The 13,497-nt window shown below is 38.9% G+C and carries 14 protein-coding genes; 8 read left to right on the top strand and 6 right to left on the bottom strand.

From position 1 onward, the window contains the following. Window positions 1-2: 2 nt before the first annotated feature. The gene (locus tag KTI79_RS00490) at window positions 3-767 is read right to left on the bottom strand and encodes an SDR family oxidoreductase (protein WP_086376223.1); all 765 of its coding nucleotides are present in this window, start codon (window positions 765-767) and stop codon (window positions 3-5) included. Window positions 768-946: 179 nt separating this feature from the next. Between KTI79_RS00490 and KTI79_RS00495 the strand changes: the two genes are divergently transcribed. The 5 genes from KTI79_RS00495 (at window position 947) to KTI79_RS00515 (ending at window position 5,814) form a co-directional block, all read left to right on the top strand. Next, complete coding sequence (locus KTI79_RS00495; protein WP_086376222.1) at window positions 947-1,882, top strand: LysR family transcriptional regulator; 936 nt, start codon at window positions 947-949, stop codon at window positions 1,880-1,882. 93 nt (window positions 1,883-1,975) lie between these two features. Beyond that, window positions 1,976-2,545 (top strand): TetR/AcrR family transcriptional regulator, encoded by a 570-nt coding sequence (locus tag KTI79_RS00500; protein WP_000113715.1) that lies wholly within the window; start codon window positions 1,976-1,978, stop codon window positions 2,543-2,545. A 140-nt stretch (window positions 2,546-2,685) separates the two neighbouring features. Then, window positions 2,686-3,705: an MBL fold metallo-hydrolase gene (locus KTI79_RS00505; protein WP_086376221.1), complete on the top strand. Its 1,020-nt coding sequence runs from the start codon at window positions 2,686-2,688 to the stop codon at window positions 3,703-3,705. A gap of 198 nt (window positions 3,706-3,903) precedes the next feature. After that, complete coding sequence (locus tag KTI79_RS00510; protein WP_086376220.1) at window positions 3,904-4,452, top strand: RrF2 family transcriptional regulator; 549 nt, start codon at window positions 3,904-3,906, stop codon at window positions 4,450-4,452. 156 nt (window positions 4,453-4,608) lie between these two features. After that, window positions 4,609-5,814, top strand: a complete 1,206-nt coding sequence (locus KTI79_RS00515; protein ID WP_086376219.1) for an NAD(P)/FAD-dependent oxidoreductase — start codon at window positions 4,609-4,611, stop codon at window positions 5,812-5,814. A 91-nt stretch (window positions 5,815-5,905) separates the two neighbouring features. On the opposite strand, the gene KTI79_RS00520 is transcribed toward KTI79_RS00515, so the two are convergent. Then, window positions 5,906-6,598 (bottom strand): type 1 glutamine amidotransferase domain-containing protein, encoded by a 693-nt coding sequence (locus KTI79_RS00520; RefSeq protein WP_031994131.1) that lies wholly within the window; start codon window positions 6,596-6,598, stop codon window positions 5,906-5,908. Window positions 6,599-6,753: 155 nt separating this feature from the next. Between KTI79_RS00520 and KTI79_RS00525 the strand changes: the two genes are divergently transcribed. Together KTI79_RS00525 and KTI79_RS00530 are read left to right on the top strand one after the other, a co-directional pair. Then, on the top strand, window positions 6,754-7,170 hold the full coding sequence (locus tag KTI79_RS00525) for a MerR family transcriptional regulator (protein WP_086376218.1): 417 nt from the start codon (window positions 6,754-6,756) through the stop codon (window positions 7,168-7,170). 81 nt (window positions 7,171-7,251) lie between these two features. Next, on the top strand, window positions 7,252-8,058 hold the full coding sequence (locus KTI79_RS00530; protein ID WP_086376217.1) for a type 1 glutamine amidotransferase domain-containing protein: 807 nt from the start codon (window positions 7,252-7,254) through the stop codon (window positions 8,056-8,058). A 67-nt stretch (window positions 8,059-8,125) separates the two neighbouring features. Here KTI79_RS00530 and KTI79_RS00535 read toward each other — a convergent pair whose 3' ends face one another. From KTI79_RS00535 to KTI79_RS00550, 4 genes are all read right to left on the bottom strand, one after another. Beyond that, entirely contained in the window at window positions 8,126-8,701 is a 576-nt protein-coding gene (locus KTI79_RS00535) for a dihydrofolate reductase family protein (protein WP_086376216.1), read from the bottom strand. A gap of 197 nt (window positions 8,702-8,898) precedes the next feature. Next, entirely contained in the window at window positions 8,899-9,966 is a 1,068-nt protein-coding gene (locus KTI79_RS00540) for a saccharopine dehydrogenase family protein (protein WP_086376215.1), read from the bottom strand. A 15-nt stretch (window positions 9,967-9,981) separates the two neighbouring features. Continuing rightward, window positions 9,982-11,220 (bottom strand): NADH:flavin oxidoreductase/NADH oxidase family protein, encoded by a 1,239-nt coding sequence (locus KTI79_RS00545; protein WP_086376214.1) that lies wholly within the window; start codon window positions 11,218-11,220, stop codon window positions 9,982-9,984. Window positions 11,221-11,378: 158 nt separating this feature from the next. Further along, window positions 11,379-12,209: an alpha/beta fold hydrolase gene (locus KTI79_RS00550; protein ID WP_086376213.1), complete on the bottom strand. Its 831-nt coding sequence runs from the start codon at window positions 12,207-12,209 to the stop codon at window positions 11,379-11,381. A gap of 329 nt (window positions 12,210-12,538) precedes the next feature. On the opposite strand from KTI79_RS00550, the gene KTI79_RS00555 reads away from it, so the two are divergent. Further along, window positions 12,539-13,435 (top strand): acetoacetate decarboxylase, encoded by an 897-nt coding sequence (locus tag KTI79_RS00555; protein ID WP_086376212.1) that lies wholly within the window; start codon window positions 12,539-12,541, stop codon window positions 13,433-13,435. Window positions 13,436-13,497: the final 62 nt, after the last annotated feature.

The raw sequence follows: 13,497 nt of genomic DNA on the forward strand, positions 1-13,497 counted from the left end.
CCCTAAATAGTTAAACCGCCATCAACCACAATACATTCACCATTCGTATAGCTCGCAGCATCTGACACTAAATAAAGTACAGTTCCAGCCATTTCACGTGGTTCTGCGTGACGGCGTAATGGAATTGTGTCCATCCAGCTTTTATAAATATCTTCATTTTCAAATAGTGCCGAAGCAAATTTGGTCTTGGTAAGACCCGGCAATAAAGCATTCACTCGAATACCCAATGGTCCACATTCTTTTGCAAAGGCTTTGGTCATATTCACTACCGCAGCTTTGGTAATAGAATAAATACCTTGTCGGTCTCCGGGTTGTAGGGCATTTACAGATGCGGTATTAACAATTGCACCGCCACCCTGTTCTTTCATTAATTTACCTGCCTCGACAGACATGAAGAAATATCCACGAATGTTGACTTCAACCGTTTTGTTATAGGCCCCAATATCTGTATCGAGAATATGACCAAAATAAGGGTTGGCAGCTGCATTATTGACTAAAATATCTAAACGCCCATGTTCTTTACGAATATATTCAAAAATTTCTGTAATATCTTCTAACTTCCCCACATGGCAAGCAAAAGCCTCCGCTTTACCATTTGCTGCAATAATTTCATTAGCAACGCGTTGGCAATCTTCAACTTTCCGACTAGAGACAATTACATGTGCACCTTGTTTTGCTAAAAGTTTGGCAATTTCCTCACCAATGCCGCGACTTGCACCTGTAACTAAGGCTATTTTTCCAGTCAAATCAAATAAATGTGTTGCCATATCATTTCCTTATGTTCATAGGTTTTATAAAAATTAGTTGTAATCAACGCTTTCTAAATGTTGTTGCCACAAGCGCTACATTCAAAATTCACGGTTTTAATCACTCTATTTCTTACACTATTTCCTGACCATATCTAACTTGTTACAATGAATAAAATGAATTGTTTGAATAACCAACTATGAATGAAATGAATAATAATATTGCCTCTCTTGCTCGTATTGACCTGAATTTATTTCGTGTATTTGTGGCAATTTATAAAGAAAAAAATCTAACACGGGCCAGTGAACAACTTTTTCTAAGTCAACCTGCTGTTAGCCATGCATTAGCTCGTTTACGTGATCATTTTAATGACCCATTATTTATTCGAGATGGGCACGGTGTTGTTCCATCACCTTTAGCCAAACGTTTATGGCCTAAAATTGAACAGTCATTACAACTTATGCATCAAGCAATTCAAAGCACGCATGACTTTGTGCCAGCACGAGATTTAAAGCATCTCACAATTGCTATGAATGATGAGTATGAAGGAATTTTTTTACCCTCTATTATTCAGCATTTAACTCAATTTAATCCTAATTTGCAGTTAAATAGCGTACGCATTGATCGTAAAAATTTAAGACATGAGCTTTCTACTGGGAAAATCGATTTTGCGATTGATGTTCAACATTCGGTTGAAGAGAGTATTGGTTATGAATGTCTTACTAAAGATCAGTTTGTAGTAATAAGTCGCAAGCAGCATCCCTTATTATCTACAACAAAACTAACCAAAGAAATTTATTTAGAAGCTAAACACATTACAGTGTCCTCTCGTCCCACAGGTCGTGTTTTTGAAGATTTTTTCTTATCTAAACAAGGTATCAAAAGAACAATTAGTTTCCGCTGCCAACAATATGAAACGGCAATCCGATTAATTACACAAATGGACCATTTACTCACGATTCCTCAATGTCAAATTGCTCATTTTAAAGATACATACCCTCAAATTAAGGTTCATCCGCTACCGATAGATATTGTTGGATATCAAATGAATTTATATTGGGATCAACAAAAGTCCCATGAACACCAAATCCTATGGTGTAAGAGCCAAATATTGCAGCTTATGAATAGTTTATAAAATAGTAAATTTATGACAGTAAAATTCTATTACGCTTGCGCTGCTCATATTTTTATGTATGATTGAGTAATCACTCAATTAATATTTTTGTATATGGCTCGTCCTCGAAGTGAAGATAAACGTAATGCAATTTTAAGTGCTGCTATCGAAACATTGGCAGAGCTTGGCGAGCGCGCGTCTACCTCAAAAATTGCCAAAGTTGCTGGCGTGGCAGAAGGTACTTTATTTACTTATTTTAGCAATAAAGAGGAACTGCTGAACCAGTTATATCTTTCGCTAAAGGCCGAACTACGTCAGGTGATGATGCTTAGTTACCCCACTAACGCTGACCTGCAAACGCAAATGTCACATATTTGGCAAAGCTATTTGGACTGGAGTCTAGAAGCTCCGCTTAAACGTAAAGTGATGGCGCAGCTTTCGACCTCGGAACAAATTACTGAGCAAAGCAAACAAATTGGCATGCAAACCTTTTGTGACCTCACCCAAAACATTCAAGAATGTATTAATGACGGAAAATTAAGGGATTACCCACCGTTATTTATTGCTTCAATTTTAGGTGCGCTTGCCGAAGTTACACTCAATTTTATTGCCCAAGACCCTTCTCAAGCCGAGCGTTACCGCAAATCAGGTTTTGAAGCCTTTTGGCATGCAGTTTCAATATAGATAAAAGATAAGGATGCGCGGCATCCTTATTTTTGAATGAATTAATGAGTGAGTAAATACTCATTTAAATAAATCGAAATAAGCACTTAGCTCAAGTTCTTATTTGTACATATAGGTTTGTTCCAATAAGGAAAAACAAGATGACTATTTCAAATACAAAAGACTTGCCTGCTCCCTTAATGCCATCACAGCAACATAATGGCAAATTTAGAAATACACGCCAGAACCAACATAAGCCTTCATTTGGTAAAACGCTCCAGCTCATGTGGAAGTTTCTATTTAACAAACCGAAAGACACGGTTCCAAACAAAGAAATTCCTGTTTTAAGCTTGTCAAAAGAACAACTATTAAGTGCGCCTGATCGTTCTCTATATCGTTTGGGCCACTCAACTATCTTACTAAAACTGCAAGATGAGTTTTGGTTAACAGACCCAGTTTTTTCGGAGCGTGCCTCACCTTTTCAATGGCTTGGACCAAAACGTTTCCATCAGCCGCCGATTAGCATTGCCGAATTACCATCCATCAAAGGCGTGATTTTGTCGCATAATCACTACGACCACCTCGACTACCATGCAGTCATGCAACTTAACGATAAAGTTGAACATTTCTTAACACCGCTTGGTGTGGGTGACACACTCATTAAATGGGGAATTCCAGCAGAAAAGGTTCAACAACTTGATTGGTGGGATACTACCCATGTGGATGGGCTAAAATTGGTGGCTACCCCTGCTCATCATTTTTCAGGCCGTGGTATGGGTGATAGCAATGCTACGCTTTGGGCTTCGTGGGTGATTATTGATAATGACTTACGTGTATTTTTTAGTGGAGATACGGGCTATTTTGAGGGGTTTAAAGAAATCGGACATCGTTATGGCCCTTTCGATCTGACTATGTTAGAAACGGGTGCTTATGACCCTGAATGGCCTGATGTTCACATGCAACCAGAGCAAACTTTACAAGCACATATCGATTTAAAAGGTCGTCATTTGTTGCCTGTGCACAATGGTACTTTTGACTTGGCACTTCATGCTTGGGATGACCCGTTCGAACGTATTGTCGGTTTAGCTAAAGAAAATGCGTTAGCGATTAGCACACCGCAAATGGGTGAACTCTTGAATCTTAATGAACCAAATGTCGAAAATTATTGGTGGCGTTCGTAAGTTTTTCGATAATTTTCTAAATTATTTATATCCTTCAATTTTACTTTAAAGGTATTTAAATTCAGTTATATATCCTACACATCTAGCCTCAATACCGCTTCCAAATAAAACTAGGACTAACTTTGTCTTAGTTTTATTATTGACTTAAAACGCAGACTACATTAGTCTGTGTTTGTAGTTGATCAATTATGAAATTAAATGGCTTATATCACTAGTAGCGTCGAGTATGCGATTCACTGTCTTCTTTTTCTTGTGAACAATGAAGATAAACCTTTAAGTAGTAAGGATCTTGCCGAATTACAAGGAGTCTCTCCGAGTTTTATGGCCAAGATTTTTCCTAAACTTGAAAAGGCTGGTCTTGTATTTGCTCAAGAAGGTGTTCGTGGTGGATATTTACTGGCTCGATCTGCTCACGAAATCAGTTTTTTAGATATCGTGAATGCAATTGAGGGTGAAAAACCGCTTTTTGAGTGCCAAGAAGTCCGTGGAAAATGTGCGGTCTTTAACAATGCTCCACCCGATTGGGCAACCAGTGGTGTATGTGCAGTACATGCTGTCATGCTACAAGCCGAAAAAGCTATGCGAGACGCTTTAGGTGCTCATACACTTGGCAATATTGCAGACCGTTTTGGCCGCTACGCACCCGACGTATTTTTTAGTGATGTAAATGGCTGGATCAATGAACGCATCGAAGGAAGAACAGCAAAAATGCGTAAAAGTAAAATATCGCGGGATACCCCCGACTAATGAACTGATAGGGTTCGCACCCTAACATAAAATTCCCTTAATTCTTTTTAAACACCTTCTCAGATTTTTCGGACAATCAGAGAAAGGATTCGCTCACCCTAAATTTTGTGATGAGCAGGAATGTGTTGTCCGAAAATCTATCAAAAGGATAATCAAATGAGTAAGCGTATTATTATTGCAGGTTCTGGCTTTGCTGGCTTATGGGCTGCACTCGCGGCCCAACGAGCAATTCATTTAGCCTCGCAAGAACAAAACATTGAGGTGCTGATGGTTTCCCCTAGCCCGAATGTTGGGATTCGTCCTCGTCTTTATGAAGCTGTGCTTGAAAACATGAACCCTGATATTTCAGAGTTATTAAGTGTGGTGGGAGTTAAATTTCTGGCAGGTTGGGTAAATAAAATTGACTCAAACCAACAGACCATCAAAGTTTCAACCACCAATGGCAACAAACAATCCTTAAGCTATGACCGTTTTATTCTAGCAACGGGAAGTACCACTTTTATCCCCCCGATACCAGGCCTTACCGAATATGGATTTAGCGTAAGCACCCTAGAAGATGCTGAAGAATTAGATCAACATCTTAAAAACTTAGCCCATAAACCTGCAAATGCAGCGCGTAACACTGTAGTTGTTGCTGGTGGTGGGCTTACTGGTCTAGAAACTGTCACTGAGATGCCTGAACGTCTGCGTAGCATTTTAGGTGAAACTGATGTTCGTGTGGTTTTAGTTGATTCCTCAACAGAAATTGGTGCAGCAATGGGTGACCAAGCTGCTACTGTTATTCGAGAAGCCCTTAACGAGCTGGGTGTTGAAGGTAAAGCTGGACTACGCGTGACTGCACTTGATGCAACTGGTGTGACACTTTCTAATGGCGAAAAAATTGAAGCAGAAACCGTGATCTGGACTGCGGGCATGCGAGCTAACTCACTCACTTCTCAAATTGCAGGTGAAAAAGATAATTTAGGCCGTTTGATTGGAGATGCTTATTTACATGCACCTGAAGCAAAAAATATTTTTGTGACGGGCGATACTGTAAAAGTTCCAACCGATGATTTAGGAAATTTTAATGTGATGTCATGTCAGCATGCCATGAGTCTAGGCCGTGTGGCGGGCTACAACGCTGCGGCAGAATTAGTGGATTTACCCCTTCACGCCTATAGCCAACCGAAGTATGTAACTTGTGTTGATTTAGGTCCTTGGGGCGCACTCTATAGCGAAGGATGGGATCGAAAAGTTCAATTTGTACGTGAGGAAGCGAAAAAAATTAAACAGGAAATTAATACTGTATGGATTTATCCACCAGTGGCAGACCGTGAAGCAGTTTTTGCAATAGCAAACCCTGATTTTGTGATTGTTCCTTAAGCTTAATTTTTTGATCAATCCATTTATTTAAAAACCCTAAAAGCAAGCCCATCGCTGTTTTGCTTTTAGGGTTTATATTTGAATCATTAAATTATGACTTTTCTAGCTCTTCTATTATCGCTAAAGCTGTCTTTTTAGCTGAAAACGGATTTTGACCCGTAATTAACTTACCGTCTTGAACGACATATGGCGCAAAAGGAATAAAAGCCTTTTCATAACGAGCACCATATTCTTTTGCTAACTCTTCGGCATTGTATGGCACTTTTTTCGCCACCCCTGCCAAAACCTCTTCACTCCATGCAAAGCCTGTTAATTTTTTGCCTGTTATAAGTCGTTCACCATTTGAGAGCCTGACATTGAGCAAGCCACAATAGCCATGACAAACACTTGAAACAATGCCTCCTTTTTCATAAATGTTTTTGGTGATTTCTTGAAGTTCAGGGTTATCTAAAAAATCCCACATCACACCATGACCACCTGTGTAATAGATCACGTCATAGTCTTGCCAATTAATGTCGGAAGGCTTAAAGGTATTTGCCAGCAGCGTAATAAAAGCTTGATCTTTTTCTCGGTCTTTAACAGATTTATCTGCCACTAAAGGCACAAGCGATTTTGGTTCAATTGGAGTTTTTCCACCATTTGGGCTGACAATATCTTGCACATAACCTTGCTTTTCAAACTCATCATAAGCATGAGTGAGTTCGCCTAACCACAGCCCTGTTGGTTCATCGACATTCTTATAGCGTGAAACATTGGTCACGACATGTAATATGCGTTTAGACATTTTCTCACCTCATTCTTCATATTTATAATTCTATCTTTTATCTATCACAACATAGAAAGCTGTTACTGAAAGTGTGCGCTTAGTAAAGTTATGAACCTTGCTTTTACATTACTATAAGTCTAAAGTTAACTTTAATGTCAATAGAGTATGTGGCTATGAATATTAGCGAGTTATCAAAACTAAGTGGTTTAAGTACCCCTACAATTCGTTATTACGAGCAAATCAAACTCTTGCCTAAAGCAAAAAGAAAATCGAATGGCTACCGTGAATATACTGATAATGATTTGAAACAACTTTCTTTAATTCAGCAAGCCCAGCAAGTTGGCTTTTCTTTAGCAGAAATTAAATCATTTTTACCGTCAAAGGTAACTACTTGGAACCATGACACACTCATCCAAACACTTGAATCTAAAATTCAGGAAATAGAACTTTTAGAACAGAAATTAAAAGTAAGTAAGCAAAACTTACGTACCATGATTGAAGCAATTAATAACAAGCCAGATGAGATTACTTGCGAAGAAAATGCTGAGCGACTCATGAATCTCTATTATGACAAAGCAAAAACACCGTAAATTTTTAATTAAGAAGTCTATTGACCTTAAAGTGAACTTTAAACATACGATTGACTATAGGTGATTGATGAGGAGCCTGTCATGTTTAAAGTTTGGGATTTTCAGCGTTGGTTAACAATTATTTTTGCCATTTTTTTAACTTCAAATGCGGTACGCGCCGCAGAATCAGATAAAACTCATAATTCTGCTAAAGCCAACGGAAAAATTTTAGTCGTAATGACCAATCACTCGGCTTACCCTTCCCGTTCTGATAAAACAGGACTTTGGCTGACTGAACTCACCCATTTTTACGATGTCGCTTTGGCTGCTGGCTATGACATGGATTTCGTAAGTCCTTTAGGTGGTCAGGTTCCCCTTGATGAGCGTAGTTTAAAGTCCATTTACTTAGATAAATCAGCGCGTCATCATTTAGCCGACCCAGCATTTATGCAGCGGTTAAAAACAACATTAGTCCCGAGTGCAATTAATCCATCACAGTACAAAGCCATTTACTATACTGGTGGTCACGGCACCATGTGGGATTTCCCAAACAATAAAGCCTTACAAAACATTAGCGAACAAATTTATCTCCAAGGTGGAGTTGTTTCAGCAGTATGTCACGGCGTAGGCGGTTTATTACCTCTACAGAATGAAAATGGTAAACCACTAATTGCGGGTAGAACTGTTACTGGTTTTGCAAATATTGAAGAAACTTTATCGGGTATTAAGTCTCAAGTTCCTTTTTCTTTACAGAATGAACTCATTGAACATGGGGCAAACTACAAACAAGCATTTATTCCGTTTACCTCATATGTGGTTTCAGACGACAGAATTATTACTGGACAAAACCCTCAGTCGAGTAAAGAAATTGCAGAAGCAGTCGTTAAGCGTTTAAGTAGCATTCAATAAATCTAAAAAGACGAATTACAGCCCCATTCTGTAATTCGTCTTTTCCATATAAATACTATAGAAAAAATCAGCCAATCTTTTGATAGTGAAGACCTATTGCACCTGAAGCAAAAGTTTTATTTTCGATGAGTTTAAGATTGGTCTTTTCCTGAATACCTTGGAATAGTGGCAAGCCACTACCAATCAGCACAGGCGAAACTGTAATTTTGTATTCATCAATTAAACCAAGCTGCATCAAATAATGCGCAAAACGAGGACTCCCCAGAATTACCATATCCTTGCCCTGCTTTTGTTTGAGTCTATTAAATTCTTCTTCAACATGGTCTTTTACAAGTCTGGAATTATTCCACTCCACCGTATCTAAGGTGGTTGAAAAAACCACTTTTTCTGTCTTTTCAATCCACTCCGCATGATTTCGTTCATGCTCCGAAGCTTCTGGATTTGAAAGCATGGTTGGCCAATAATTATGCATCATTTGGTAAGTCGCACGTCCCCAAATCACAGTGTCGGCAGCACTCAAAATTTCTTTTGCATGATTTGCCAAATCGGTATCGTAAGCAATCCATCCTATGTCCATTGCCCCATTTGGACCTTCCACAAAACTATCTAGCGATGCATGTAGAAATAGTACGAGTTTTCTCATTATTTTCATTCCTTTGTTTATAAAAAATATGTACTACATTTCAGTATATTCAATTTGAATTATTTCTTATGGAGTGTTTTGTTTTCTGTTTTTCTTTCATCCATATAAAGCTGTATTTACTTGAAATATTTAAAAATAACCCGAACAAGAATGACTCCTTATTCGGGACTATATAAACATGCTGTTTTAACAAAGGCTTAATTAATAACCAATGGACCAGAACCCGGCAACTCAGTCACTAGCTTGTATCCCATCAATTTTGCTGGCGTATATGTACCACCTTTCACGGTATTTTTGAGTAAATAATTCACCACAATCAGTGAGCCATTTACGGTAAGGCTATAAGCGTTTTCAGTTTGGATACGGGCAGTTTTGATTTCCCCACGCGTATTTCTTGCTTCACCCCAAACATAGGTAGGTACTTTCGCGCGAAGTTCCTCATTTGGTCCCACAACCGTTTTTTCAATACGCGACTTAATAAACTTCTGCACAGCATTAATTTTTAATACTGGGCGTAAATAGTTCATCATTTTGGCACCCATAATCATTTTAGGAAATGCAGGTACAAACACTTCAATGTTTGGAATGCCTGTTGTATAAAACGCTGTAGATACGTCTCCCCACGGAACACTCATGGCACTTTTTTTACCGTCACCAAAATCAATGGTTCGAACATAATGTGCTAATGGAACGGTGGTAATTTTTCCATTTTTACGAATTTTTCCGCCTTCGGCCATGCCTTCTGTACTTGTTTTAGCTGTACCCGGCGAAAACCCTGTTCTAGAGTCAAAACCAAGCGCTAAATGGGTCGCATCTGGCAATGCTTCTTTCAGTGCAGCGGCAACACAATCTGTCGGAATCACATCGAAACCAACACCCGGACAAACCACAATATCGGCTTTTTCAGCTTGGCTGTTAAGTGACTGTGCCAACTCAAATACAGCGATTTCACCCGTAATATCTAGATAGTGAGCACCTGCATTTATACACGCTTCCATCATGGGTTTTGATGTTGCTGAAAATGGCCCCGCACAGTGCATGACCAATTTAAAGCCTTGCAGTTGCTCACTTACCGCATTTACGTTATCCAGCCCAAAAGCTTTATAGTCGAGTCCCAACTCTTGAGCTAATGTTTCAACCTTAGCTTTGTTACGACCAGCCAAAGTTGGTTTTAGACCTTGGCGTACAGCTTCACGAGCGATTAACTCGCCCGTGTAGCCATTTGCTCCATAAATTATCCAGTTTGAATCATTCGGATTTGTCATAACACAACTCACTTATTAAGAAGCAAATGTATAGTCACGCATGCCCTTTTTGTATTGGCGGGTACGGCATGACATCGCTGATTGTTGCAAAATTAAAGCCCAAGCTGGTGAAACATTTGGTTTTGTTTTTTTACCAGCGCTTAAATTACGTAACTGGAATTTCACTACAGCCATATTGGCAAGTGAAGCAAGTGTTTTGTTTTTCCAAGTAATTGGTTTTAACTCTGGTGTAAAATTGTGCCCTTGTTTCCAAGCATTTGGCAAATTAGGTTCAATTGCTAAAGCTGTGGCAATACCAACCATATCTACACCACTTTCAATCACTTTCTCTGCCACTTGTTTACGGCGTATGCCACCTGTCACCATAACAGGCATTTTGGCAACTTTACGAATTTCTTGTGCAAATTCTAAAAAGTAAGCTTCACGAGCAAGTGTACGGCCATCACGTGCTTGACCTTGCATGGCAGGTGCTTCATAGCTACCGCCTGAAAGTTCAACCAAATCTACAGCGTGTTCATTTAGCATTTTAACTACTTGTTGAGCATCTTCAGCGCTAAATCCACCGCGTTGGAAATCGGCTGAGTTCAGTTTTACTGCAACAGTAAACGTAGGCGAAACGACTTTACGAACTGCTTCCACAATCTCAATTAAAATACGAGCGCGATTTTCTAAAGAACCACCCCACTGATCTTGGCGTTTATTGCTGAGTGGTGAAAGAAACTGGCTTAATAAGTAACCATGTGCTGCATGAATTTCTACACCAGTAAACCCAGCTTTTTCACCTAGACGCGCTGTGTTTGCAAAACGCTGAATCACCTCTGCAATCATAGATTCAGTCATTTCAATTGGTGTATTAAAGCGATTTGACATTTTGCCAAGATCAAGTGAAATAGCCGATGGCGCCCAAGTCTGCTGACCAAGGTTTGCTTGCATTTGACGCCCCGGATGGTTAATTTGAAGCCAAATCTGAGCGCCTTTTGAACGACCAATTTGTGCCCATTTTTTAAAAGTATCTAGATGCTTTTCATCTTCAAGCACGACACCGCCCGGTCCCGTCATTGCTCGGCGGTCTACCATCACATTTCCGGTAATGATTAGACCTACGCCACCATTTGCCCAAGCCTGATATAAACGCATTAATTCTTCTGATGGTGCATGGTTTAAATCAGCCATATTTTCTTCCATTGCTGCTTTAGCAATACGGTTCGGAACATATGAGCCATTTGGGAATACTAATTTTTCGAACACTTTCATTGGTATGACCTCATTCAGTATGGCTTCACTTTAAGATTAAAGCTAACTTTAATGTCAATACCTTTTATTATCCCTATATTTATTACTTTAAATTTCAGTTATTTATAAATAAAAAAGAGGCACTTAACGCCTCTTTTTTAAAGTTTGAATATTTTTAATTATTCACGGATAAAAGCCAATAAGTCAGCATTAATCACTTCGTGATTCACAGTTAACATGCCATGAGAATAACCTGGGTAGATTTTGAGTTGGCTATTTTGAAGCAACTCAGCCGATTTCACGCCAGAGGTTTTATAAGGCACGATCTGGTCGTCATCACCATGCAACACTAAAACAGGAACCGTGATTTTCTTTAAATCTTCGGTGAAGTCAGTTTGTGAGAACGCCACAATACCATCGTAATGTGCTTTTGCACTACCCGTCATACCCTGACGCCACCAGTTAGAAATGATACCTTCAGATGGTTTCGCATCAGGGCGGTTAAAACCATAGAATGGACCAGATGGCAGGTCACGGAAAAATTGCGCACGATTTGTAAGAACTTGATTTTGAAGGTCATCAAAAACTTCTTTTGGTAAACCTTCGGGATTATTTTCAGTTTGAACCATTAGTGGAGGAACTGCACTCACAAGGACTGCTTTGTTAACATTTTCCTGACCATGACGTGCAATATAGCGGACTACCTCGCCACCACCGGTTGAGTGTCCAATATGAATTGCATTTTTAATGTTCAGATGTTTAACCACTTCTGCAACGTCATCTGCATAATGATCCATATCATGGCCATCCCAAACCTGACTCGAACGCCCATGTCCACGTCTGTCATGAGCCACAACACGGTAGCCTTCTTTAAGGAAAAAAAGTAATTGTGTATCCCAATCATCTGAACTTAAAGGCCAACCGTGATGAAAAAATAAAACTTGGGCATCGCGTGGCCCCCAGTCTTTATAGAAAATGTCTACGCCATCTTTTGTGGTTACATATCCCATCTTTGTACTCCTGCTGAAAATCTGCTTTTAGATTCGTTATAAAGGTCTGAATATTTATCGTAAGATTAAAGTTAGCTTTAAGGTCAACCGTCTCAATCTTATTTTTAAAATAAAATTTATATGAAGACTCTACTGTACTCTGTATCTTTTAATCTTTAATTGTTTTTTATTTTATTTCTTTTAAATGTCAAAGACTTTACAGCTAGAAATTAAAGTCTTGACTTTAAAGTGAACTTTAATCTTATAGTGCCGACATTGGCTATAAATTAACACGTCTTGATAAAGGCAACCGTAGCTACTTGGTCAGTTAATGTTAAAGGTAAATACTCATGAATATAAAACAACAATTTACTGAGGTTGAATTTGGGCAACAAAAAGTCAAAGTACCTAAAGGAGGCTACTATGACCGTTTTAGAATGCATCCAAATCTAGATGAAATTGCCCAAGATCCAGCTGCTGGCAACATCGATTTTTTCCGTCATATTCCTAAAAAAATTGTGGAGTCACGTGTTGGTCCTGTTTGGGCGCCGAACTTTTATTATCGTAGTGCAAATGTTCAGCTATTAATGCTTGCTCCCATTAAATATATTAAGGCAAAACTTCCCGATGCTTTAACGCCCTTACAACCATTTCCGGGTTATGGGTTAGTCGCGGTCACTTTTTTCTCTTATTCGGTTTGTGACAATGATTCCTATAACGAAGTGTCGATTGCGATTGTTGTACGCAAACCCAAGGCTCGTGGGCCACATATCGTAGAGTTAATGAAATCGATGCGTCAACGCCACTTTCATGCACATGTTTTAGCTTTACCTGTAGATACAGAAATTGCTAGAGTCCGTGGTGTATATGGTTACCAGTTACCAAAATGGTTAACTAAAATTGATATCGGTATTAGTTCAAAAGAGGTTCAAGCCAAAATTTTCGATGTTAATGGAAAATTAGATTTAAGCTTAAAAACCCTTGTACCGACTTTAAAACATGTCGATTCTGAAACACATATTAATAAAGCAACCATGCTACATATTGTTGACGGAAAATGGCACCAAACAGACGTTCAATCAAACGTTCTTTCTTTTGCGCAAAAGCTTTTTCCAAAGAAAGTACAATTTGTGAAAAATGAAGGCCCTTTGACAAAGTTGCTAAATGAACTTGGCGCTTCAAAAATTCTCCGCTTAGATGTTATTCAAGATGCTCAGGTAGTACTTAATTTGCCTACTTCGCTATAAATTTATTGTTAAAAATATCACTATTTTTGAAAATATATTAAGAAGCCTTTTGTTAGAGCTTC

This window comes from Acinetobacter sp. WU_MDCI_Abxd143 (assembly GCF_025514195.1).
Lineage (GTDB): Bacteria > Pseudomonadota > Gammaproteobacteria > Pseudomonadales > Moraxellaceae > Acinetobacter > Acinetobacter pittii_H.

What these genes read in the sequence shown, in the direction of transcription:
- KTI79_RS00520 (WP_031994131.1), bottom strand. Translation starts at nt 6,598, where the DNA reads ATGTCTAAACGCATATTACATGTCGTGACCAATGTTTCACGCTATAAG.
- KTI79_RS00505 (WP_086376221.1), top strand. Translation starts at nt 2,686, where the DNA reads ATGACTATTTCAAATACAAAAGACTTGCCTGCTCCCTTAATGCCATCA.
- KTI79_RS00525 (WP_086376218.1), top strand. Translation starts at nt 6,754, where the DNA reads ATGAATATTAGCGAGTTATCAAAACTAAGTGGTTTAAGTACCCCTACA.
- KTI79_RS00555 (WP_086376212.1), top strand. Translation starts at nt 12,539, where the DNA reads ATGAATATAAAACAACAATTTACTGAGGTTGAATTTGGGCAACAAAAA.
- KTI79_RS00535 (WP_086376216.1), bottom strand. Translation starts at nt 8,701, where the DNA reads ATGAGAAAACTCGTACTATTTCTACATGCATCGCTAGATAGTTTTGTG.
- KTI79_RS00495 (WP_086376222.1), top strand. Translation starts at nt 947, where the DNA reads ATGAATGAAATGAATAATAATATTGCCTCTCTTGCTCGTATTGACCTG.
- KTI79_RS00490 (WP_086376223.1), bottom strand. Translation starts at nt 767, where the DNA reads ATGGCAACACATTTATTTGATTTGACTGGAAAAATAGCCTTAGTTACA.
- KTI79_RS00515 (WP_086376219.1), top strand. Translation starts at nt 4,609, where the DNA reads ATGAGTAAGCGTATTATTATTGCAGGTTCTGGCTTTGCTGGCTTATGG.
- KTI79_RS00510 (WP_086376220.1), top strand. Translation starts at nt 3,904, where the DNA reads ATGGCTTATATCACTAGTAGCGTCGAGTATGCGATTCACTGTCTTCTT.
- KTI79_RS00550 (WP_086376213.1), bottom strand. Translation starts at nt 12,209, where the DNA reads ATGGGATATGTAACCACAAAAGATGGCGTAGACATTTTCTATAAAGAC.
- KTI79_RS00545 (WP_086376214.1), bottom strand. Translation starts at nt 11,220, where the DNA reads ATGAAAGTGTTCGAAAAATTAGTATTCCCAAATGGCTCATATGTTCCG.
- KTI79_RS00530 (WP_086376217.1), top strand. Translation starts at nt 7,252, where the DNA reads ATGTTTAAAGTTTGGGATTTTCAGCGTTGGTTAACAATTATTTTTGCC.
- KTI79_RS00500 (WP_000113715.1), top strand. Translation starts at nt 1,976, where the DNA reads ATGGCTCGTCCTCGAAGTGAAGATAAACGTAATGCAATTTTAAGTGCT.
- KTI79_RS00540 (WP_086376215.1), bottom strand. Translation starts at nt 9,966, where the DNA reads ATGACAAATCCGAATGATTCAAACTGGATAATTTATGGAGCAAATGGC.